The following is a 22,350-nucleotide window of genomic DNA, read 5'->3' as shown; positions in this document are numbered from 1 at the left end:
TCAGGCTTCCTCTACGACTCGGTTGCGTTGCACACCCAGGTCAATCACGCCGTCCGCACTGCGAATGCGCGCTTCGACGACGTCTCCTGCCTTGAGATATTGCGTCCTCCCCTCCTGCGCCTTGAGGAAAAGCTTCCACTTGGTGGCTTCTGGCATCAGGGCGGCGATGCGCTGTTTGGCGGGCGAAGGAATGGTCAGCGCGCATCCTGCCGGAGTACCGGTGGCGATCAGGTCGCCGGGGGCAAGATCCTGAACGGCAGAGAGTTCGGTCAGGGTTTCAGCGGGGCCATACACCAGGTTGGCCGTGCTGTCGTTTTGTCGGACTTCGCCGTTGACCGTCAGGCGCAACTGCAATGCTTTCAGGTAATGCATGTCCTGGGCATCCAGCAGGCAGAGGTAGGGGCCGACCGGGCCAAAGGTGCGAAAGCTCTTGCCCTTGTAGAACTGCATCTGCGGGATCTGAATGTCGCGTGCCGAGTAGTCATTGACGATGACCACGCCGGCAATGAACTCATGCAGGTTGGCATCGTTGACGGTCACTGCGCCGCTGATCACGCGCTTCATCACCAGCCCGAGTTCGATCTCATAGTCAAGAAAACGGACGTTGCGCGGCTTGATCAGGACGCTGTCTGCGGCCACCAGGCAACTGGTCGCCTTGGTGAACATCATGTTGTATTTCTTCGCATCCGGGTCCATGCCCGACTCGATCATGTGCTGTCGATAGTTGGCCCCTTGGCAGACGAACTGCTGGTTACGGGTTATCGGCGACAGCAGCTTCACTTTGTGCGCCTCCAACTGAGTACCGGTCAGTTGAGCGAGGTCATCGATACTGTTCTGGCAGATGAAATCACCCGTGGTCTCAAAGGTACCCGGGACAACTGTGATACGGTCTTGGCGCAACACGCCCCAGTGGATACCGTTCTCAAACTCAAAGCGGACTACGTGTACAGCAGGCATTGAAGGTACTCCTGGAGCAGTGTTTGTCTCGCGCTCGATGGTGCGAGAACTGGGGTGTTGTTCTGAAGGGGGGCTGGCAACGGTGTAGACCCACGCACTGCCAGCAATCAAAGCGCTGGCTTTAAGCAGGTCCCGCCGGCCATACCGTGTAGCGTTGCCCGACATGGCGGCCGCTCTACCCGAACATCCGCATCAGCGTGATCAACTTGCGAATCGTCAAGTCCGGGCTGCGCCGCAGGTTGCGGATCAGCGCTCGTACATTGCTGAAACTCATCCTGGGTTTGGTAAAACTCTTGGGCATGCGCTGCCCCCACTGCGCCATTGCTTCGGGGCTCACGGGATGGATGCCCGTAGGGTGCATGGCGGTAAAAATATCCCCGTCGCAGTAGTGCTCGTGCTTGTCACCCCAGGGGTCTTGCCAGTAATCGAAGATCTGACTGCCCAGGATGTGCCGGCCGATTCCCCACGAGTGCTCCCAACCCCGCTCTCGCAGGACCCGTTGCCCCATGCCCACTGCATCGGCATCGACGACCTCATAGGCACTATGGCTATAGGTCGCCATGAACCCCTGGGCGATCGCGAGCGTATGGTGATCCGCAGGCTGGTCACCGAGATCGAGGCGCATGAAAGCGACGATGGGGGTGCCGTCGGGGAGTACCTGCACATCGCTGGGAATGAACCCGAAATGCCGGGTGTACCAGGCACAGGTTGCCTGATAGTCGGCCACTTCAATGACGATATGCCCCAGCTTGATGACTTCAGGCGGTGCAATCGGCGTGCGCTGCGTGGCGTTGATTCGCGGTTGCTCTTGCGCCAGATTCCAGGGAAGCGCAGCTCTGTGTTCCAGGTTTTCACTGGGCGTCTGGTCGCAAACAGCCTCGACGATAAAGCCGGAAGGATCGGTCAGTCTGACGTAGTGGCCGCCGCCAGGGTGGGTCGGGGCCTCGACCGAAGATGCACCTGGAATTTGCGTCAGTTTTTCCAGATCCCTGAGCGATCGCACTGTCAGGCCGAAACCGACAAAACCTGCCTTTTCTGCACGGTGTACGCGGTAACAATAGGCAGTTGGCGCTGTGCCGCGCAGATAGAGCATGTCGGCGTTCTGATGACTGACGGTCAAACCGAAGTCAGTCAGGAAATGCGCCGCCTCATTCAAGTCCGGCCTTTGAAAAATCAGGTGAGTCAGACCTTGGGCCTTCACCGTTGGTTGCGGATGTCGGGCAGGTTGTGGCGTCGTCAACTGGGGCATTGCATTTTTGCTGTTCATTGTTCTTGTTTTCCGGTTTTTTCGGGCAAAGCGAGCCCCGAACCCCTGAACATGCCAGGGGTTTGTTCGTAGTGTCGGTTACTGCGCTTAGTCGATCGGAGGAAGCGCCGGCAACTCTACGGTCGCCAGCGCTCTAGCCTCCTCGGGAGGCACACCCAAGGCCCGCAGCACGAGTTCGGCGGTGTCGGCTCCCGATTCGCGCCATGTTCTGTGCCCTTCCAGAACCAGGAAAATGGAGCCGAGGACGCTGCTCGATATCAGCGTCAGGACCGAGAGCAATTGCTCTTGCTGAAACAGGTACCGACCGGTGGAAAGCCCATTCAGAAGATCCGTCGTCGCCTGGCTGGAAAACATTTCACGCAGCGAAGCGTTGCTCATGGCGAACTTGTGGATGAATGCCCCCCAGTGGGAGTCTTCGTGAGCCCGACGGATGAAGAACCGGATGCCATTGGCCAGGCGCTGAGCGGGATCGGAGAGGGAGTTGAAGCTCTTGTTGACCCGTTCATGCATCTCTTTGGCGAGCTGACTGGCGACCGCCTCGAACAGGCCTTCCATGCTCTCGATGTTGCTATAAACCGTGCCGCGCGCCACCCCAGCCTCTTGCGCAAGGTCGAGGATGTTCACTTGCGAGGTGCCTTTTTCCGCGAACAGGCGAAAAGCGGCCTGGTGAATGCGGCGCTGTGTTGGATTCAGAAGTTCCACGGTCTCTCTCCAGAATTGCTTTATGCGCCAATTGAACACGCGTGTTCGATTGTCGTCAATCTGGTTTTTGCAATGAGAGGCTGTTTTTTCGAATAAAAACCGCGAATGCCCTTTATTTGTCTTATTTAGCAAAGGGCTTTCAAGGCGACCAGGCGCATTTCAGATACATACGCACTGACTTATTTGAACATATTTGTTCAGTAACTAGCGCAGTCGCAGGGTGGTCCATCAAAGTCGTCTGACGCCATTTCCCCAGCCATAGGCAAACCGACCCGGCCCTGTCCAGACAGTGGATGGCAGGTCAGGACACCGAAGTGGAGCCCATCGTCGTCCACTGGAAGTACAAGGCGCTGGCACCACTTGCAGTGGCGTCATTGATCAAGAAAGAACTCAGATCAGGCAGGTAGCGGCTTTGCGGCGATTTTCCGGGCTTTGGCCGGCGTTACGCCCAGGGCCTGGAGAATCATTTCGGCGACCCGCACATCATGCTCCAGCACTGCACGTCCCTCGACAATCGAGCGCATCGCTCCGGTTGTGCACGATATGACCATATCCAAGGCGATGCCTTCGTCCTCGTAAGTGAAAATGCCCTCCCGCAGTCCTGCACGCAGGTCGCCAAGCACATGCTCAGCCAAACGCGAGCGCATGGCCTGGTCGAAATGGATGATGCGCAGCAACGCATTCGCCCATTGGTGGTCGGCGGCGGCCCGACACACAAACATGCGTACGCCGATCGAAAGCCGCTGTGCTCCGCATTGCACGTCCGCGCTCAAGGCGGAAATGGCGTCAGAGAACTCGGCGGCCATGGCAATGCCCACCGCTTCGAGGACTTCGTCACGCGTTCGGAAATAGTTGTAGATGGTGCCGTTGGATACCGCCGCCTCGGCGGCGACTTCGAACAATGCGATCTCCCCCACTTCCTTGCGTGCGACAAGTCGCAATGCTGCGTCCATCAGGCCGCGACGGGTGCGCTCGCGCTTCTTGTGCCCCCTGGTGAGAGGTTCTGGCGCAGCAGCTTCAAAAGGAGGTGTGGGGGTATGCATGATCAAGCTCGTAATCTAATCGGCTCGTTAATGGTACTGGAAACGCCGTCAGGGGTGGCGTCATCACTCATCAGCAGGCCCCGGCAGTCTCGAAGGAGACTGCCGGCCTCTGTGCCTGGGGCGTGGTGCATGATGATACGGTCAGGACGAACCGCGACCAGTGTTCCTTTCGCGGCCAGCGGCAGGATGTCATGGTTCATGTCTTCGATGAAGTCACAACGGCCGCCGGAGCGTTGCCCGCGGGGCCGGACCTCCAGGAAGTGCCCGCCCAACTTTTCCCAGGAAACGATCTGCTCAGTGGTGAGCAGTGACAACGGATCAACACCGAATCCAACCAGGGTCAGGCTGTCTCCCAGCGCATCGTCGCTGAGCTTGATCTGCTTTTGCAGGGTGCGAATCCAGGCCTGGGGAAACAGGCTGCCACGTACCAGCTTGTCACCCCGACGATGTTGCACGAACAGACCCTGCTTGAAGGTGTTCTTCGGCTTGATGTCCAACTGCTCGAAGTACCTTCTGGTAGCAGGAGTCAACGCCAGCATGCGCATCAGGCCGTGAATGAAGAACGCCGCGATCCTGTTCTTGGGCATGACCAGACGGCCCATCATTTTTGCCAGATTGATCATCGCCTGAGCATGCGGGCGACGCTCTACATCGTAGGTATCGAGTATCGCCGGCGCGGCGTGGCCACGAAGGACCCAAGCCAGCTTCCAGGCCAGGTTGGCGCCATCACGAAGGCCCGCTACCAGACCTTGCCCGACGAAGGGAGGGGTAATGTGCGCGGCGTCACCGACGAGGAACGTACGTCCCTTGCTGAATCGCTTGCAGCAACGCGCGTGGAACCGATACACCGCCTTGCGCTCGATCTCCAGTTCCTGCGGATTGACCCATGGCGCAATGAGCCGCGCGATGCTTTCCGGGCTTTCCAGCTCCTCCCGGGATTCACCGGGTTGCAACATGAATTCCCAGCGTTCCCTTCCACCGGGGGCAGGCATGTGCGGCGTGGGCCGCTGCGGATTACAGATAAACTCAATGTGATCAATGGCTGACTGATGCCGGTTTTTGGCATCGACAATCAGCCAGTCCTCTGCATAGGTTTGTCCTTCGAACTCCTGGCCGATCAGCGCCCTGACCCGGGAGCTGGCACCGTCCGCACCGATCAGGTACTGGGCGCGAACAGCATGCGATTGCCCATCTTGATCCCGTACGGTGGCGACCACGCAATCGGCTTCCTCGACCAGACCCTCCAGTTCGAAACCACCCAGGCTGGTCACTGATTTCAGTCGGGAAACCTGACCACGCATCGCTCGCTCGAGGTCGGGTTGATAGAAGGTCACAAGCTTGGGATGACCGTCGATACACCCTTCGGTATTGGCTCGACCGAATTGGCCGAGGACCGGAGAGTGCATCTTCACTTCAGGGATCACGATCTTCTCGAAAGCATCCTCCGACAATCCGGCGAGTTGCAGGATGCGCAGGGCCTCGTTGTCCAGAGCAATGGCACGAGGCATCAGTACGATTTCATGGAGCTTGTCCAGCACCAGGGTCGTAACCCCGTAGCGGCCGAGCAGCGCCGCGATCGTCGCACCTACCGGACCGTTACCGACGACCAGCACGTCGACGGCGGTGGGAGGCAATTGGCAATCATTTTTATTGTTGTTCATTTTGAGCCCTTGGGTGATTGAAGTCGTGAGGCGCGCAGGTCTCATCGTCAGGCATCACCAAGGTATGCAATATTGAGAGATATTTCAATATTGACGTTTACGTCATTTTTTAATCATTACCAAATCACAGAATGAGGCATTGCGCAGTACCAGGGACTTGCGAATCGAGTCCGGTCCCAAGCGATGAATGCCGCAGGCGTTTGCAGCCCTTCCTGGCAGGCAGCAATCAGCCACAAGCAGTCCGTGTACGGAGCAATAACCAATGAGTAGCTATGCTTGATGTGTTGCCAGCCCCTGATAGCAATACCGTGAAAGGAGGTGTTCGAGATGCAACTCATCACGTTGAAAATCGATAAACCGGAAGTGACGAACTTCATTCTGGGTCAGACGCACTTCATCAAGTCCGTCGAAGACATCCACGAAGCGCTGGTCAATGCCGTGCCGGGGATCCTGTTTGGCGTGGCCTTTTGTGAAGCCTCCGGCAAATGCCTGGTGCGCTGGTCTGGCACCGATGCCTCAATGATCGAACTTGCACAGAAGAATGCAAAAGCCATCGCCGCAGGCCATAGCTTCATCGTTTTCCTGGGCGACGGTTTCTATCCGCTGAACGTGTTGAACACCCTCAAAATGGTTCCAGAGGTATGCCGCATTTTTTGTGCAACGGCCAATCCAACCGAGGTGATTCTCGCCGAGACGGAACAAGGGCGAGCCATCCTCGGCGTAGTGGATGGTTTGCGTGCCACTGACATCGAAGGCGATGAAGACATCCTGTGGCGCAAGAACCTGTTGCGGCAGATTGGCTACAAGCAGTGAGGCGGGTGCCAGGTCTCGACTGATTCGTCTCCGATGAGCCGCCCTCCCACCTCTGTCTAACGGTGGCTCCGCCAACGGCCGCACAGTCCTGCAAAGGACTGTCGGCACGGAGCCTTACCCGGGTGGAGCACATCCATGAAACGAACACAACATTCAACTACCCTGGTTGCCTGGCCATAGCGTCCGCGGAATACAGACAGCCCCATCCAGTAGCAATCGGGCTGTTCTCATCAGGCCGCAACTCATCAGACGATCATGACCAGGACGCAATTCTACGGTGAACTCTCCCGTGGGGTGTTCAACCGAGAGTCGCTTGATTTCACCCTCTACGACAGACGCCACACCCGCCACCACACTGCCCTCGACCAGGCAGGCAACCGCCACACTGACCGCAGCGAACACGCCGATGCTGGTATGGCATCGGTGCGGAATGAAGGTTCGGGTGCTGAGTGCCCCACCCGCTTGTGCTGGTGCAATCAGGCACATCTTGGGCACATTGCGCTGGCTCACGTCCCCCAGGTTCATGCGTGGACCGGCCTGCAAACGGATCGATTCGAGTCGGGCCTTCAACCCGATGTCGGCATCCAGTTGCTCAGGGTGCTCGTAGCCACTGAGCCCGAAGTCTGCGGCACGGATAACAACGACCGGCATGCCGTTGTCGATGCAGGTGACCTCGACACCCTCGAACACATCGACAACGTTGCCGGTGGGCAGCAATGCGCCGCAACTGGAGCCGGCGATGTCCTTGAACTCAACGACCAAAGGCGCACCACGGCCGGGCACACCGTCAATACGTGCTTCGCCAGAATAGCTGACGACACCCTGCGGTGTCGGCACATGAACAATCGCGATCTGCCCGGTGTTCTCCATGAAAATGCGCACCGGGGTCACATCACTCGACGCGGGCACCAGCCCGCGCTCAATGGCAAACGGCCCGACACCGGCGAGAATGTTGCCGCAGTTCTGGCCGTAATCGACGCGCGGTTCATCGACCAGCACCTGGGCGAACAGGTAGTCGACGTCGGCATCGGCGCGCGCGGAAGGTTTGATTATCGCCACCTTGCTGGTCAGCGAATCGCCGCCCCCGATGCCATCGATTTGCCGCGCATCTGGCGAGCCCATGACCGCCAGCAGTACACGATCTTGAAGCGCTTGCTCGTCGGGCAAGTCACTGGCCAGGAAATACGCGCCTTTAGACGTTCCGCCGCGCATCAGCAGACAAGGAATACGTGTCTGGCCCATGCTCAATCTCCGAGTTCGTCAAGGCTGTCGACGTAGCGCAAGCCCTTTTCCGCGAGCCGCTGGCGCATGTTGTAAATGTCCAGCCCCAATTCACCCCTGGCCAGGCGCAACGCCTTCTGCTCTTCGAGGTCGGCACGCGCACGGCTGGCTTCGACAACCTGCGCAACTTCGCCACGACGCACGATGACCACGCCGTCGTCATCGGCTACCACCACATCGCCGGGGTTGACCAACTGACCACCGCACACCAGCGGCAGGTTGACCGAACCCAGGGTCTCCTTGATCGTGCCCTGGGCACTGATGGCGCGGGACCAGACCGGAAAGCCCATCTCGCGCAGGGTGTGGGTGTCACGCACACCGGCATCGATCACCAGGGCTCGCACACCGCGGGCCTTGAGCGACGTGGCAAGCAGGTCGCCGAAGTAACCGTCGGTGCACGGTGAACTGGGGGCGACCACCAGAATATCGTCGGGCCGGCACTGCTCCACCGCCACATGGAACATCCAGTTATCGCCCGGGGCAACCAGTACCGTCACCGCCGAGCCACTGATGGCCGTCCCTCGTTGAATCGGTGTGATCGAAGACGTCAGCAGGCCTTTGCGCCCCTGCGCCTCATGAATCGTGGCGACACCGAAGTGCTGCAGTTCATCGACCAGTGCCCGTTCGGCGCGGTCGATGTTACGCACGACGATGCCGATTTTTCCGATCAACACGCTCATGCCAGGTTCTCCGTCACACGCGGGAAGATGCTCTGGTAGCCCTCGCCATAAACGATGTCGCGGCTGGAGGTGATACCAACGTTGCGCTTGGCCTGCACGCCGCGCTGCAAGGCGACGCGGGTGTAGTACTCCCACAGGTGTTCCTGACCGGCCATGCACTGGATGGCGGCGTACTTTTTGTCCCACACCGAGGTGATGTCCAGCAGCACGTCAGGGCGCCATTCGCATTGCTCGGGCTGGTGCGGCTCGAAGCTGTAGACCGGTGGTGCACCGACGATTTTTTCGCCCGGCCTGTAGCCTTCGGCCTGGGCGATGATGCGTGCCTCCTGCGTCAGGTTCATGGCCAACGGGTGATCGTAGTTGTAAGGGTCCTTCAGCGAGTGGCTGAGGACGAACTCGGGCTGGACGCGACGAAACACATCCGCCAGGCGAAACAGCGTTTCCTTGTCGGCACGCATCGGGTAATCGCCGATGTCGAAGAACTCGACACTGGCCCCCAGGATTTCAGCTGCGGCCTGAGCCTCCTGGCGCCGGGCAGTCTTGACTTTCTCTTCGCTCATCTCACCTTTGCGCCACAGCTTGGCGGACTCACCGCGCTCGCCGAAGGACAGGCAGACGATGTGCACGGCATAACCCTGTTGTGCATGCAGCGCGATGGCACCGCCCGCACGCCAGACAAAATCGGCAGAGTGGGCGCTGACGACCAGCGCGGTTTTCGGTGAATCGGTCATTGCGGATACTCCTGCTGCGTTTCGAACGAGCATCGCACCGCGACCGGCTCCAGGAGTAATGCGTTGAACTGTTGGAGGTATGCGTTTTTTTTATTGCCACTCGAACAGGGCGGCGGCATAGTCCAGCTCGAAATGACTATTTGCAGAGCCCGCGCCCCATGGAATCCACCGAACTGCCCAGCCTGATGCACGTACGCGCCTTCGTCCGCGTGGCCGATCACGGGAGTGTTTCCAGGGCTTCTGTGGCGCTATTTCGTGCTCAGTCAGTCGTGACCCGGTCGATCTCCGAGCTGGAGAGCCGTCTCGATGTACCTTTGTTCGAGCGCCACGCCAACGGTATGCGTCTGACCGCTTTCGGCGAGCGCTTGCTGCCTCGGGCGCGTCGCGTGCTGGCCGAACTGGACAGTGTGCCGCGACTGCTGGATGGCGCGGACAAACGAGCGGTCGAGCCGCTGTACCTGTTCCAGGCCCGGCGCCTGCAAGTGTTCGTCAAACTCTGCGAAACCCGGCATATGCAGACCGTCGCCAGCCTGCTCGGCCTGAGCCAGCCGGCGATCAGTTCGACCATCAAGGTCATGGAAAACGGCTGCGGCCAACCGCTGTTCGAGCGCACCCCTCGCGGATTGCAGCCCACCCGTGCCAGCCAGGAAATCCTCTTTCCGATCCGCCGGGCGCTGAACGAACTGCGCCATATCGAGACCGATATCACCGCTCTGCGCGGTGTCTTGCAAGGCGTGGTGCATATCGGTGCCCTGCCCTTGGGTCGCACCCGTATATTGCCCGAGGCCATTGTGCGCATGATGGCCGAGCATCCACAGATCCAGGTGATCACCAACGAAAGTCCGTTTGATTTGCTGGCGACCGATCTTCGCGCTGGCGATGTCGATTTCATTTTCGGCGCCCTGCGTTCGGAAGCCTACGCCAGCGACCTTACCGGCGAGGCGCTGCTCACGGAAGACATGGTGGTATTGGCGCGGCGTGATCATCCGCTCTATTCCAGAACGACCTTGCACGATGAACTCGGCGCGGCCCAGTGGGTGCTGCCACGTGCCGGCTCGCCAGCCCGGCAGATGCTCGATGAGTGCTTCAGCCGATTCGGCATTGCGCCGCCCCGGCCGGTAGTGGAAAGCGGCGACATGGCAATCATCCGCGGGCTGTTGCTGCGCTCGGACATGCTCGCGGCAGTGTCCGCCCATCAACTGGAACAGGAGATTGCTTCGGGCGAGTTGTGCATCATGCCGCTGGAGTTGAAACAGACCACCCGGGCCATCGGACTGACTTATCGCAGTGGTTGCCTGCACTCGCCAGTGGCGCAAGCCCTGATGGATGTGATTCGCCGGGTGATCGGCAAGCAATAGAATCTCCCCCAGGTTTTAAGTACAACGCCAATCCCCTGTAGGAGCGAGCTTGCTCGCGAAAAACGCCGGGACACCACGGGCATTTAGACAGCCCGCGTCATCGTTGACGTCCATCGCGAGCAGGCTCGCTCCCACAGAAGAGCAGAGCAAAAGCAGGTCCGCGTACACCCAAGCTCTTCACCACTCAACAGGCCGAGCGTTAGCTCGCCTGCCGCTCTTGATCTTGATCCACCCGCCCCTTCGGCAGGCTGAGTGGAGGCGTTCATCCGGGGATGGGCGCGCAGCGCCGTTCGACGCAGTCGAACCCATTGCATGTAGTTCGCGCGAAGCCGACCGGAGGGCAATGCCCCCGGATGAATGCCGGAGCGAAGGAACCCCGAGCCTTGGCGAGGGGCCGGACGTTCGGGGCGAGCGTTTTTTTTGCTTACTTTTTTTGAGTCGCTTGTCAAAAAAAGTGAGTCGCCGTAAGGGCGAAACCCTAAGCCGCCGTTACCGCAGCAATGGATATGTACACAGTCAACAAAAGACAAACTGGCTGTGTGTCTGGCCACTTTTTTTGTGTACATATCCGTTTCTTCGGTAACGGCCACTAACGGTTCCGCCCTGACGGCGGGTCACTTTGGAAAAGCGCCAAAGTAACCAAAACGCTCTACCCCTGACGTTCGGTGCCGGGTTGCCCACTGCGCAGAACCGGAACGAAGCCTCTCGACGGGGCAAGAAAATCAAAAGCCAAAGCAAAAGCAAAAGCAAAAGCAAAAGCAAAAGCAAAAGCAAAAGCAAAAGCAAAAGCAGAATCGAGGCGGCCTACTGGCCGGCCTGATCGCAATTGAACTCGTTTCCCTGTGGGAGCGAGCCTGCTCGCGAAAAACGCCTGAACACCGTAGGCATTCAGACAGCACGCGTTATCGTTAACGCCCATCGCGAGCGAGCTCGCTCCTACAGCAGGCTGAAGGGATAGCTGACGATCAGGCGGTTTTCGTCGAACTCGTTGCTGCTGTAGTCGCGGCGAATACTGGAGTTGCGCAGGCGCATATTGAGGTTCTTGAAGGTACCGCTCTGTACCGTGTAGCCCAGTTCGGACTCACGCCCCCATTCCTTGCCATCGGTGACGCTGCCAGTGTGCACATTGTCGCCGCTGATGTAGCGGTTCATCAGGGTCAGGCCGGGAATGCCCAGCGCGACGAAATTGTAGTCATGGCGCAGTTGCCAGGATTTCTCCCGGGCGTTGTCGTAGCTGCTGTTGTAGCTGTCGTTGGCCAGTGTTCCGCCACTGGTGCCGTTGACCCGCATCCACGCATCGTCACCGGTGAGTCTTTGCAGGCCGACATAGAAGGTGTTGCCGCCATAACGCGCAGAGAGAAGTGCCGAGAGGGTCCGGTTGTCCAGGTCACCGGCCCGCGCACTGCCATCCTCCCGCCCCCAGAAGTAACCGAGGTTCGCGCCCAAGGTCCAGGCACCGAGCGGCTGACTGTGAACCAGCTGCAGGTATTGCTGCTGATAGATGTCCTTGAGCTCGGCATTCCACAGGCCGATCAAGGTGCGCTTGTCGTTGAAGCTGTATTCACCGCCAACGAAGTTGAAGCGATCGGAAGTGAAGGCTGTTTTGCCCTGCATGAACATGTCCCCCATGCTTGAATCGTTACGTGGGCTGTTCTGCCGGAACTGACCACCATACAGGGTCAAGCCATCGATATCCTGCGAAGTGACCTGGCCGCCGCGAAAGGTTTGCGGCAACGAACGGCCGTCGTCGGACCGCAGGATCGGCAGCACCGGCATCCACTCCCCGACCTTCAGTTCGGTTTTCCCCGCTTTCATTTTTCCGGCGACCGCCAGACGGCCGAAATCATCGGCAGGACGACCATCGCTATCGAGCGGCAACAGCTGCGTACCCCCCGTGCCCTTCCCGCCATCAAGCTTGACCGAATAGAGCCCCAGCACATCCACGCCAAACCCCACCGTACCTTGGGTGAAACCGGAACGGGCATCGAGGATGAAGTTCTGCGTCCACTCTTCGGCTTTCCCTTGCGGGTACGCCGGGTTGGTGAAGTTGCGGTTGATGTAGAAGTTACGCAGGTTCAGATTGGCGCTGGCGTCTTCGACGAAACCTGCAGCCTGTCCTTCCAGAGGTAACCCGCAAGCAACAGCCAGCGAGCAAGCGATTCGATGATTAGCGGTGATTTTCATTGTTATTGTTGTCCGGTTTTTGGGTAAAGGAATGCCCTGCGCCCTTATTTGCCGGGCACAGTGAGATCAAGCGAAAAATGGATGATGGCGACCCGGGCAGGGTCGCCGAGAACGGTCGGGGCGCTCGCCCCTGATGATCAGCGCGGTGCTTTGCCCGCCACCGAGTAGAGCACCTGCTGGTTGCGGGTTTTCATGAACTCTTCCAGGCTCTGCCCACGCATCGCCGCGTAGACCTGCAAGTTGGGAATGCCGAGTACCGCCGCGAGCTTTTCCAATACGAAGAAGATCGCCCCGTACTGGATCAATCCGCGCCAGTCACGGCGCCGCAGCAGCTCGCGCTCCTCTTCGCTCAAGCGGCCTTCCTCGAACAGCGCCTCCGGGGCATCGAGAAAACGTTGCCGCCATTGCGGCTCGATCATGCGATGCAGGAACTTGTTCAGGCGATAACCCTTGGCACTGCGCTCGAGGGTGAACGGATACGTCCCTTCCAGTTTCTTGATGCCGGCCAACTGGTGTTGCATATGCTGCAAATGGCGGGCGGTGACCTCGGCAGGCACCGCACGGTCCTGGTTTTCCAGCAACAGGGTCGCGATGCCGGTCATGGACGGCAGGTAGTAGTCCTGATGCAGGTTTTTCACCGTGGCCGACAAGGCGCCACGCATGATCAGCCAGGTGATCACCTCCGAACCCTCCATGCCCCCAAGGGTGGCGTACTCGGCATGGGTCATTTCGGTCAGCCGTACCGGGTCGTTGACCAGCAGATCAATGAACTGCTCGTCCCACTGCGGATTATTGAAGCCGCAACGCTCGCCATGCACCTGATGGGATACGCCACCGGTGGCGACAATGGCCACCTTCAGGTCTTGCGGATAGCTTTCAATCGCCCGGCGCAAGGCCTGGCCCAGCTTGTAGCAGCGCAAGGCGCTGGGGATCGGGAACTGCAACACGCCGACCTGCAGCGGCACGATTTCCACCGGCCAGCCGGGTTCGCAAGGCAGCAGCGCCGACATCGGCGAGAAGAAACCGTGGTCCAGCGGCTTGTCGCGGAAGAAGCTCATGTCGAATTCGTCAGCCATCAGGCTTTGGCCAATATGCCGCGACAGCGCCGCATGCCCGCCGACCGCTGGCAGCGAACGGGGGTTGCCGCCCTCGTCCGCCACCTCGTAACGCTCATCGACCCCGAGGGAGAACGCCCCATAGTGATCGAAGAAAAACGAAGTCACGTGGTCGTTGAAGATGTAGAACAACACATCCGGTTGTTGCTCCTTCAACCACACCTTGATCGGTTCGAAGCCTTCGAAGATCGGTGCCCAGGCGGCCTCATTCTGTTTGTCGTGATCAACGGCAAAGCCGATGGTGGGAGTATGGGATACAGCGAGACCACCGATGATGCGTGCCATGAAGAGTTCCTTTTTGCGAAGAAGATTATTGCGTCAGCAAGGCCTGGTTGGCCTGGCGCCGCGCATGACCGTTGGCCAGGATCGCCAGGGCGGCGATGAAGGCCGGCACGCTCAACAGTGCGAACAGCAACGGCAGGCCCAACCCGAAGCTGAGCACCGCACCACCGATGAGAGAACCAAAGATAGCGCCGAATCGACCAATGCCCAGCATCCAGCTCACGCCTGTGGCGCGGCAATCGGTCGGGTAGTAACCGGGCGCGAAAGCGTTGAGTCCGGTCTGCGCGCCGCTCATGCAAAAACCTGCCGCGACTACACCGAACGCCAACAGACTCGATTCCAGACTGAGCGCCCCCAACAGCAGGATAAACACGCCGCCCAAGGCATAAGACGTGGCGATGACTCTGTTCGGATTGCGCCGGTCCATGGCCCAACCGACCGCAATCGCGCCGACCGTACCGCCAATCTGGAACAGGCCGGTGATGGTGGCCGCCCGCTCGATGGACAGGCCACCTTCGCGCAACAGGGTCGGCATCCAGCCCATGGTCAGGTAGATCACCAGCAGGCCCATGAAGTAGGTCATCCACAGCGCGACAGTGCCGAACCGAAAGCCCTCGGTGAACAGCATGCGCACCGGCGCTTTATGCAGTACCTGAGGCTCGGTCATGGTGAATTTTGTGCTGGCCGAAAAGGTGCCGCCCAACTTGTTCAGCACTTTGGCGATCTGCATGGCTGGCGCATTGCGGGCCGCCAGGAAACGTGCAGATTCCGGCAACAACAACCAGAGGAAAGGCAGCAACACCAGTGGCAGGATACCGCCGACCAGCAACACCGATTGCCAGCCGTGCAGAGGAATCAACCAGGCGGCGACCAAACCGCCCAGTCCCGAGCCCATGTTGAAACCGGTGAACATGATGGTGATGAACAGCGAGCGGTTACGCTCTGGCAGGTATTCGGCAAGCAGCGTGGTGGTGTTCGGCATCGCGGCGCCCAGGGCCACGCCGGTCAACAGCCGCAAGGCAGCAAGTTCGTAGGGGTTACGGGCGAATGCACAGGCAAGGCTCAGCACGCTGAATCCGGTCACGGCAAACAGCAGCACTTTCTTGCGTCCCAAGCGGTCAGCGTAAGGGCCGGCCGTCAAGGCACCAATGGCGAGCCCGACCATGCCCGCGCTCATGACCGGGCCAAATGCGGCTTTTGACAACCCCCACTCCTGAATCAGTGAAGGCGCGATAAACCCCATGACCGCCACATCGAGGCCATCGAATAGAACAATGAAGAAACACAGGCTCATGATGAGCCACTGGTACCTGGCAACCGGACGGTTATCGATCCACGCTTTGATGTCGACCGTTTCGTGACTCATGTTTTCACCTTCTTGTTTTTATAGAAATGCCGAACGGCTTGGGGATTGGCGCAGGCCAGAGGCCGCCCGACAGCCGAACGTTGAGCGTGACTTTAAAGCCGCAAGTGCCTGCCGCGCCTCTGGGAAATCCTTAAGCGGGTATCTGTTTTGTTTATCGGATGATTTGAGGCGTGCCGCTCGGCCTTGCAGCAATACCGATAAGAAAAACCGATACCTGCTTAATGACTTCACAGGCGACGCTCGGGAAACGCTTGCCTTAAGGTCGACGCTACTGCCTTGACGGTGGTAGCGGTGATAGCCGCACATACTAATAAAACAGGGGTTTGAACATGACCACGCGTCTCGATGACAGCGGTTTTTCCCGCCGCTCGCTGCTCAAGAAAAGCTCCATTGTGCTGACAGCCAGCACCGCGCTCGGCATGCCGATCCTGAGCCAGGCCGCTTCACTCAATAACAAGGAAGGCACCCATCAATTGCCAGACACCGTCATGGATTCCCAACTAATGAGCCTGTTGTCGCAACCCAAGATCGATTGCCACCATCATGTGATCGACCCGGTCCAATACCCCTACCCCACTGACTCCACCTACCAACCGGCAGGACCTGAGGTCGGCCCCGCGGCGTATTACGAACAGGTCATGCAGGCCTATGGCATTCGCCATTCAGTGATCGTGCAGCCGACCTCCGCCTATGGCTACGACAACCGTTGTCTGCTGGACACGCTGGCGCGCAACAAGGGCCGCCATAAAGGTGTCGTCGTGGTGCCGAACGATGTCTCCAGCGAGACGCTCGCGCAGTACAAGGCACAGGGAGTAGTCGGCGTGGCGCTCAATGCGGCACTGCTGGGTCCCGAGCGTTTCCTGAAGGTCGACACCCTGATGGGGCGCCTGGCCGAGCTGGACCTGTTCGCCCAGATCCAGGTGAAAGACGATCAACTGCTTGCACTGTTGCCCTTGCTGCAGCGCACGCGTCCCCGTGTGCTGATCGACCACTCCGGCCGGCCCGATGCCAGCGCCGGCTTGCAACAGCCGGCCTTCCAGGCACTGCTGGCGCTTGCCGGCAACGGACGTACCTTCGTCAAACTCTCCGGACTGTCGCAATACTCCAGGCAGAATTACCCGTATGCCGATGCCCAGCCATACCAGCTTGCACTTTTGCAGGCGTTCACTGCCGAAAACTGCATGTGGGGCACGGACTGGCCGTTCTTGCGCGCGCACCAACACATGGAGTTGGGCACCGTTCTGACCAACTTCGGCGAGATGTTCCCGAATGCCAGTGACCGCCAGCAGATTCTTTGGGAGACCCCAAAACGCCTGTTCGGCTTTACCGCCTGACCCGGAACATCACGGATAACTCAGCCTGACCTGGCTCGGCAGGCTGTTCGGCCGCCCTTTCAACTGGCGCCCGAAAGTGGACAACCAGGGTGCCATAGAAGAAAGGCAGCACCGGTTGCCCGGATGGATGGGACGTGGGAGCTGCGAAGTTGTTCAGATCAGCAAGTCTTCATGGAACGCGCCAAACGGACGCTCGGGATGGGCGAGCTGGATTTCCAGAATCCACAGGCCGGTGTTCGGGCATTGATCCAGATCCCCGAGGTCGCCGCCCCGATAAATCGCGTGGGGAAAATCGCTGACCCGGTGGCCTTTGATGTCGAGGTTGAGCTTCCATCCCATGGCCTGCGCCTGAGCGGCCGCAAAGTCATAAAGCGCCACCCCGGAAACCCGCTCGCTGCGCCAGAAACTTTCGACCCGGTTGAACAGCTCCCTGGCCGCCGCCGCGCAGGCGAGCATTTCTGGATCGGTGCCGGTGGTGAAGGTCGCGCCGGCATCACCTTCGTGCCCTTGCCACACCACCCCCATGTCGATGAAGAAAATGTCTTCGGCCCCCAACTCGGGGTCGCCATCGGAGCGCTGCTTGAACGTTTTGAGCGTGTTGGCGCCAAAGCGAACCAGCAACGGGTGCCAGATCCGGTCCATGCCCAGTTCCGCCAGAATCTCTTTGCCTCGCAACTGCGCCTCGGATTCGCGCATACCGGGCGTGATTACCCGGGCAATCCGGTCGATGGCCTTCCAGGTCATCTGCTGGGCGTGTCGCATCGTTTCCAGTTCGTAACGCTCACCTACCGCTTCTTTGCTGCTCAAATCCGTACTCATCATTCATTCCCTTGGTAAGAAAGTGCAGGCCAAGCGCTATATAGTTTTGTATATTGCGATACTTGATTCCAAAAATAAAGCCATGACCCAGGCTTCGACCCAACCTTATGACAATCGCTAACACCGCAATCGGTGGCCAAAGCAGCGCGCTGGAGCACTCTCTCAAGCCCACAGCGACTCGCATCCGCCAGCACAATCAGCACCTGATCCTCAAGGCCGCCAGTGAAGAGTTTTCAGCGACTGGCTTCGACGCAACCCAGACCCGTGATATCGCGGCGCGTGCCGGGGTTCCCAAGGCCAACCTCTATTACTACTTTCAAAGCAAAGAGAATCTATACGCTCAGGTACTGCTGAGTTTTGTCGAGCCACTGCTCCAGGCTTCAGCGGCATTAAGAGAAAGCGACGACCCGGTGGTTGGCTTGCAGGCCTACATACACGCCCGGATTCGCATCATTCAAGAAAACCCTCTGAGTTCAAAAGTCTTCAGCCATGAACTGTTGTTTGGTGGAAAACATTTACCTGAGGAGTGCAAGAACCTGCTGCAAGCCGAGGCCCGGCGCAACGTCGACTGCCTGCGCAGCTGGATCGATCGTGGCCTGCTCGCGCCAGCTGATCCCGAACATTTGATGCTCTTCATTTGGTCGGCAACCCGAACCTATACCAATCTGGGTTGGCAGATGTCACTGATTACGGGCACACAAAAACCGAACGACGCAGACTATGAGTGCGCAGCGGCGACCATTACCCGGATGGTGCTGGGCGGCGTTGTTCCAAAAATCGGCAACGGATTTGAAGCCGCAGCATTCATAACTTGAACGACAGCCTGCCAACACCGGGGATCAGGAAAGGTTGGCCAACCAGGCCTTGGTGATCGTGAAAGCGTGAGCCAGCCGCTCAGTTGCGCCTGTCGCGGGGCATGGGATTTCCACACTCCAGTGCAGCCCGGTTGGCAAGACATCGAGCAACTCGGTCAAGGGCAATTGCCCCTGACTGGGCGGCAGACGACCCTCGCGGGCTTCGCGGATGATTCCCTCCCCTGTGGGCGCCAGCGCCGGCGCATCGCACCATTGCACGCCATGAATGTATCGTTGATCCAGTTGAGCCACGGCAGCGGCATTGCCACCTGAGCGGAACAGGTGCAACGCATCCAGCAGCACGCCGCCGTTGGCCTGCCCCGCCGCCGCGATCAACGCGACGGCCTGTTGCAGGTTGCCAATGTGGCGCCAGCGCATGAATTCCAGATCCACTCGCAGGCCATAACCGGCCGCCAACTCGCACACGGCAGCGAAATTATCCGTGAGCCGGCATTGCTCCGGGTCGTCGCCCGACACAGTGAGGCAACGCGCTCCCAGTTGCGCCCCGGACTCCAGCAGCGAGGCAAATCCGGCGACGTCCACTTGCGGTGTCAGCTCGACGAATTCGATCTCGTTGACTACCACGCCTTCGCTATCCAGCGTGGTCTTCAACTGTTGCAGCGCCTGGCTGCCCGGCGCCAGCGGGTAAGCGATGCCACCCGCCATGGCCGGGTGCAGGCGCAGGCCGACCGAACTGAAACCGGCGCGCGCCGCCTCTCGTACCAGGGCATCGGGCGCCAGCTCCAGCGCGGTGAGGTGCGCGACACCCAGGCCATTCAATAGGTGGCCCTCCCGCCACTGAGGTCGAACACAAAGCCTGTAGTGAAGCTGCACTCGGGCCCGGCGATCCAGGTCACCATGTTGGCGATCTCCTCGATTTGCAGGAAACGCCCCATGGGAATCTTGGCCTTGCTCGCGGCAATGTGCTCCGGCGTCATTTGCGCCATCAGCCCGGTTTCCACCATGGCCGGAGCAATGCAATTGAGCAGCACGCCGTCCTGGGCCAACTCCTTGGCCGCCGCCTTGGTAAACGCGATGACACCGGCCTTTGCCGCCGAATAACCGGAGATGTATTGCACGCCGTCCTTGCCGGCCATTGAGGCGACATTGACGATGCGCCCGTAACCGCGCTTGCGCATGTGCGGGATGACCGTGCGGCAGCAATGGAACACGCCCGTCAGGTCGATGGCGATGACCTGGTCCCAGGCCGCTGTCGGGTACTCCCAGCAAGGGGCTACCGGTCCATTGATACCGGCATTGTTGACCAGGATATCGACGCCCCCCTGTTGGGCAACGACCTCGCCGAAAGCCGCCTCGACGGACGCCAGTGAGGCGACATTGACGGCTTGCCGCATCACCGGTTCAAAGCCGTTGACGACGCTGTCCCAGCCATCGACCGCCAGGTCCCAGATGACGATCTGCGCGCCAGCCTTGTGCAAGCGACGGGCAATGCCCAGGCCAATGCCACGCATGCCGCCGGTAACGATGGCCGTCTGGCCTTCAAGGTATCGGGTCATCAAAGTGCTCCTTGTTGAACGGACTGGATGTCGGGCAGGCGGCGCAGATCGCGCACCATGAACAGGTAACACAGCGCCCCCAGCACGGTGATCGAGGACACGAAAGCCAGGGCCCAGACGAACGAACCCGTGGTTGTGACGATGACGCCGATGGTCAACGGGGTGACGATGCCGGCCGCATTGGCGAACAGGTTGAACACACCACCGCTCAAGCCGAGCAAGCCTTTGGGGGCGATATCGGAGACGATCATCCAGGCCAGCGCCGACATGCCCTGGGCGAAATAGGCCACGCACAGAATGGCGATCACCAGGGCGTCGGAGTCCACGTAATTGGCCAGCACGATCACCGATGCGGTCAAAAGACCTGCGATCACCGGCAACTTGCGTGCGACATTCAACGAGTAGCCGCGGCGCAGCAACGCGTCCGACAGCCAGCCTCCGGCCAGGGTACCCAGGGACGCCGCGATGAACGGCAGCACCGCCACCCAACCTACCTTGAGCCAGGGCATGTGCCGCTCGGTGACCAGATACGTGGGGAACCAGGTCAGGAAGAACACGTTCGTCGAGTTACAGGCAAACTGCCCCAGGCAAATCCCCAACATGTTGCGATGCTTGAGCAATGCAGGAATCTGCGACCAGGAGAACCGCGTGGCCTTCTGGCCCCCATCGACCACCCCGCCGCCTTCGGCGATGTAGTCGAGCTCGGCCTGATTGGCAGTGGTCGACTCATGGGGCTCGTGGTACTTGCGCCACCACACCAGGCCATAGAGAACACCCAGGATGCCCACCGCCATCAGCAGTACGCGCCAGCCATGGGCGTGCAGCACCCAGAACAGCAACGGCGTGAGAAACGCCAGCCCGACGTATTCGGCGAAGGTGTAGATGCCGGTTGCCCGAGCGCGCTCGCTCTGCGGGAACCAGGTCGCGACCACCCGGCTATTGGTGGGAAAGCACGGCGCTTCGCTGGCCCCCACCAACAGGCGAAAGCCCAGTAACGAAAGAAAGTCCTGGGCGAGACCTTGCAGACCGGTGAACAACGACCATAACGTCAACGCCAGCCAATAGGTGAACTTCGTGCCCAACCGGTCGATCAGGATGCCGCCGGGAATCTGCGCGGCGGCATAGGTCCAGGAAAATGCCGAGAAAATGAGCCCCATCATGACAGCGTTCAGGCCCAGGTCGGCACTGATACTGGGAGCGGCGATACCCATGACGCTGCGATCCAGGTAGTTGATCATGGTGCCTCCGGAAATCAGCGCCAGGATCATGAATCGGGTGCGGGTTCTGGCGGTTTGCGCCGCCGGACAGGCGAGCGTTGCCGCCGCAAATCTATTGTCGGTCGTCATCGTTTTGTTCCTTGTTGTTATCGGGGGTATTACGGGTAGCGCAGTTGCCCTGGGCCGGCTCAATGCTCGCCAAAACCGAACAGTCGCCGTGGCGTGTCCCACATCACCTTTCGCCTTACACTGCAATCGGGCATCAGTCGCTCGGCCAGCTTGAGCAGCGGCCCGTAGTCCACGCGCGACTGCTCGCGAATGAACGGCCAGTCCGAACCCCACACGCACGCATCCGGGCCAAAGGCCTGGAGCAGCGCCCGAACGTAGGCACCGGCTTGCTCATCGAGATGATCGTGGGCGGCGAACTTCTGCATGCCGGAGATTTTCACCCAGGCCCGGCCGCTCCCGGCCAGCCCCAGTAGCGCCTGGAACCCTGGCTGACCGAGGCCTGCGCGGACGTCGGGACGGCCACAGTGGTCGATGAGCAGCCGCGGCGCAGTCGATTCAATCAAGCCCAGCAAACCGACCAGTTGGTTGCCATGGACCTGGATCTGGGCGAACAGGTCCAGTTCGGCGAGCCGCCCGAAAAGCCCGGCCGCATCACTCATGACAGCCAAGCCTTCCAGCGCCGGATTGAACGCAATGCCCACCACACCCTGCTCCTTGAGCGCGGCCAGCTTATCCAGGCCGGTGTCATGGTCGACAACGGCAATCCCCTTGAAGCGGCCCTCGTTTTGCGCCAGCGCATGCAGCAGGCAACGATTGTCCGTGCGGTAGCCACTGCTCGGCCCCACCAGCAAAGCGTGTTGCACACCATAGGCGTCCATGACCCGGCCGAACTGCTCCAGAGGCGCGACTTCCTGCCCGGCGGGTGCGTAAATCGTGTCGGTGCGGTAGGCAAAGCGCGCGGGGTCGAACAGGTGGTTATGGCAATCGATCTTGGGTTCGTCGTAGATGCTCAAGGCTGCTCCCGCCAAGCGTCACTGCGCCTGCTCACTGATCTTTGTTATTGTTCGCCGCGTGGGCGATGCCGTGGCAGTGAAGATACGACCAGGCGATCGATAGCGCTCATACAGAGATCGCACGAACAATAACCAAAGGTTAATGAC

The 22,350-nt window shown here is 59.8% G+C and carries 21 protein-coding genes; 4 read left to right on the top strand and 17 right to left on the bottom strand.

Annotation, left to right across the window (positions count from 1 at the left end; genetic code table 11):
• The 5 genes from ACEN8E_RS11010 to mhpA all read right to left on the bottom strand — a co-directional run bounded on the left by ACEN8E_RS11010 (nt 1) and on the right by mhpA (nt 5,630).
• A complete protein-coding gene (locus ACEN8E_RS11010; protein WP_495592620.1) occupies nt 1-957 on the bottom strand; it encodes a fumarylacetoacetate hydrolase family protein in 957 nt (318 codons plus the stop codon).
• Between the two features lie 175 nt (nt 958-1,132).
• Nucleotides 1,133-2,224: a VOC family protein gene (locus ACEN8E_RS11005; protein WP_495592619.1), complete on the bottom strand. Its 1,092-nt coding sequence runs from the start codon at nt 2,222-2,224 to the stop codon at nt 1,133-1,135.
• An 87-nt stretch (nt 2,225-2,311) separates the two neighbouring features.
• Nucleotides 2,312-2,926 carry a TetR/AcrR family transcriptional regulator gene (locus ACEN8E_RS11000; RefSeq protein WP_495592618.1) on the bottom strand — a complete coding sequence of 205 codons (615 nt, stop codon included), beginning with the start codon at nt 2,924-2,926 and terminating at the stop codon, nt 2,312-2,314.
• 395 nt (nt 2,927-3,321) lie between these two features.
• Nucleotides 3,322-3,969: a TetR/AcrR family transcriptional regulator gene (locus ACEN8E_RS10995; protein ID WP_495592617.1), complete on the bottom strand. Its 648-nt coding sequence runs from the start codon at nt 3,967-3,969 to the stop codon at nt 3,322-3,324.
• A 2-nt stretch (nt 3,970-3,971) separates the two neighbouring features.
• Nucleotides 3,972-5,630 (bottom strand): bifunctional 3-(3-hydroxy-phenyl)propionate/3-hydroxycinnamic acid hydroxylase MhpA, encoded by a 1,659-nt coding sequence (gene mhpA, locus ACEN8E_RS10990; protein ID WP_495592616.1) that lies wholly within the window; start codon nt 5,628-5,630, stop codon nt 3,972-3,974.
• Between the two features lie 327 nt (nt 5,631-5,957).
• Between mhpA and ACEN8E_RS10985 the strand changes: the two genes are divergently transcribed.
• A complete protein-coding gene (locus ACEN8E_RS10985; protein ID WP_495592615.1) occupies nt 5,958-6,443 on the top strand; it encodes an adenosine-specific kinase in 486 nt (161 codons plus the stop codon).
• 153 nt (nt 6,444-6,596) lie between these two features.
• On the opposite strand, the gene ACEN8E_RS10980 is transcribed toward ACEN8E_RS10985, so the two are convergent.
• Genes ACEN8E_RS10980 through galB form a run of 3 tightly spaced genes read right to left on the bottom strand, consistent with a single transcriptional unit; the run spans nt 6,597 to nt 9,135 of the window.
• Nucleotides 6,597-7,685 (bottom strand): 4-oxalomesaconate tautomerase, encoded by a 1,089-nt coding sequence (locus tag ACEN8E_RS10980; protein ID WP_495592614.1) that lies wholly within the window; start codon nt 7,683-7,685, stop codon nt 6,597-6,599.
• Between the two features lie 2 nt (nt 7,686-7,687).
• Entirely contained in the window at nt 7,688-8,404 is a 717-nt protein-coding gene (locus tag ACEN8E_RS10975; protein ID WP_495592613.1) for a 4-carboxy-4-hydroxy-2-oxoadipate aldolase/oxaloacetate decarboxylase, read from the bottom strand.
• Nucleotides 8,401-9,135 carry a 4-oxalmesaconate hydratase gene (gene galB, locus ACEN8E_RS10970; protein ID WP_495592612.1) on the bottom strand — a complete coding sequence of 245 codons (735 nt, stop codon included), beginning with the start codon at nt 9,133-9,135 and terminating at the stop codon, nt 8,401-8,403. Before galB ends, ACEN8E_RS10975 begins: the two co-directional genes overlap by 4 nt.
• 158 nt (nt 9,136-9,293) lie before the next feature.
• On the opposite strand from galB, the gene ACEN8E_RS10965 reads away from it, so the two are divergent.
• Nucleotides 9,294-10,493 carry a LysR family transcriptional regulator gene (locus tag ACEN8E_RS10965; RefSeq protein WP_495592611.1) on the top strand — a complete coding sequence of 400 codons (1,200 nt, stop codon included), beginning with the start codon at nt 9,294-9,296 and terminating at the stop codon, nt 10,491-10,493.
• A 649-nt stretch (nt 10,494-11,142) separates the two neighbouring features.
• Here the strand turns inward: ACEN8E_RS10965 and ACEN8E_RS10960 are convergent.
• The 4 genes from ACEN8E_RS10960 to ACEN8E_RS10945 form a co-directional block, all read right to left on the bottom strand.
• Nucleotides 11,143-11,412 carry a hypothetical protein gene (locus tag ACEN8E_RS10960; protein WP_495592610.1) on the bottom strand — a complete coding sequence of 90 codons (270 nt, stop codon included), beginning with the start codon at nt 11,410-11,412 and terminating at the stop codon, nt 11,143-11,145.
• Between the two features lie 17 nt (nt 11,413-11,429).
• Nucleotides 11,430-12,677, bottom strand: a complete 1,248-nt coding sequence (locus ACEN8E_RS10955) for an OprD family porin (protein WP_495592609.1) — start codon at nt 12,675-12,677, stop codon at nt 11,430-11,432.
• Nucleotides 12,678-12,814: 137 nt separating this feature from the next.
• Nucleotides 12,815-14,077: a gallate dioxygenase gene (locus ACEN8E_RS10950; RefSeq protein ID WP_495592608.1), complete on the bottom strand. Its 1,263-nt coding sequence runs from the start codon at nt 14,075-14,077 to the stop codon at nt 12,815-12,817.
• A gap of 25 nt (nt 14,078-14,102) precedes the next feature.
• On the bottom strand, nt 14,103-15,440 hold the full coding sequence (locus tag ACEN8E_RS10945; protein ID WP_495592607.1) for an MFS transporter: 1,338 nt from the start codon (nt 15,438-15,440) through the stop codon (nt 14,103-14,105).
• A gap of 329 nt (nt 15,441-15,769) precedes the next feature.
• On the opposite strand from ACEN8E_RS10945, the gene ACEN8E_RS10940 reads away from it, so the two are divergent.
• Complete coding sequence (locus ACEN8E_RS10940) at nt 15,770-16,774, top strand: amidohydrolase family protein (protein ID WP_495592606.1); 1,005 nt, start codon at nt 15,770-15,772, stop codon at nt 16,772-16,774.
• 153 nt (nt 16,775-16,927) lie between these two features.
• On the opposite strand, the gene ACEN8E_RS10935 is transcribed toward ACEN8E_RS10940, so the two are convergent.
• Nucleotides 16,928-17,593 (bottom strand): M24 family metallopeptidase, encoded by a 666-nt coding sequence (locus tag ACEN8E_RS10935; RefSeq protein WP_495592605.1) that lies wholly within the window; start codon nt 17,591-17,593, stop codon nt 16,928-16,930.
• Between the two features lie 107 nt (nt 17,594-17,700).
• On the opposite strand from ACEN8E_RS10935, the gene ACEN8E_RS10930 reads away from it, so the two are divergent.
• Complete coding sequence (locus tag ACEN8E_RS10930; protein ID WP_495592604.1) at nt 17,701-18,408, top strand: TetR/AcrR family transcriptional regulator; 708 nt, start codon at nt 17,701-17,703, stop codon at nt 18,406-18,408.
• Nucleotides 18,409-18,432: 24 nt separating this feature from the next.
• On the opposite strand, the gene ACEN8E_RS10925 is transcribed toward ACEN8E_RS10930, so the two are convergent.
• The 4 genes from ACEN8E_RS10925 to ACEN8E_RS10910 are packed head-to-tail and all read right to left on the bottom strand — an operon-like array spanning nt 18,433 to nt 22,203.
• The gene (locus ACEN8E_RS10925) at nt 18,433-19,227 is read right to left on the bottom strand and encodes a sugar phosphate isomerase/epimerase family protein (RefSeq protein WP_495592603.1); all 795 of its coding nucleotides are present in this window, start codon (nt 19,225-19,227) and stop codon (nt 18,433-18,435) included.
• Nucleotides 19,224-19,964 carry an SDR family NAD(P)-dependent oxidoreductase gene (locus ACEN8E_RS10920; RefSeq protein WP_495592602.1) on the bottom strand — a complete coding sequence of 247 codons (741 nt, stop codon included), beginning with the start codon at nt 19,962-19,964 and terminating at the stop codon, nt 19,224-19,226. The genes ACEN8E_RS10925 and ACEN8E_RS10920 overlap by 4 nt, the downstream gene beginning before the upstream one ends.
• Entirely contained in the window at nt 19,964-21,310 is a 1,347-nt protein-coding gene (locus tag ACEN8E_RS10915; protein ID WP_495592601.1) for an MFS transporter, read from the bottom strand. The genes ACEN8E_RS10920 and ACEN8E_RS10915 overlap by 1 nt, the downstream gene beginning before the upstream one ends.
• 59 nt (nt 21,311-21,369) lie before the next feature.
• Complete coding sequence (locus ACEN8E_RS10910) at nt 21,370-22,203, bottom strand: amidohydrolase family protein (protein ID WP_495592600.1); 834 nt, start codon at nt 22,201-22,203, stop codon at nt 21,370-21,372.
• Nucleotides 22,204-22,350 lie beyond the last annotated feature (147 nt).

It is taken from the genome of Pseudomonas sp. Pseusp9 (assembly GCF_059491265.1).
The sequence above is the reverse complement of the archived record's forward strand: the minus strand, read 5'-3'. Positions and strand labels throughout refer to the sequence as shown.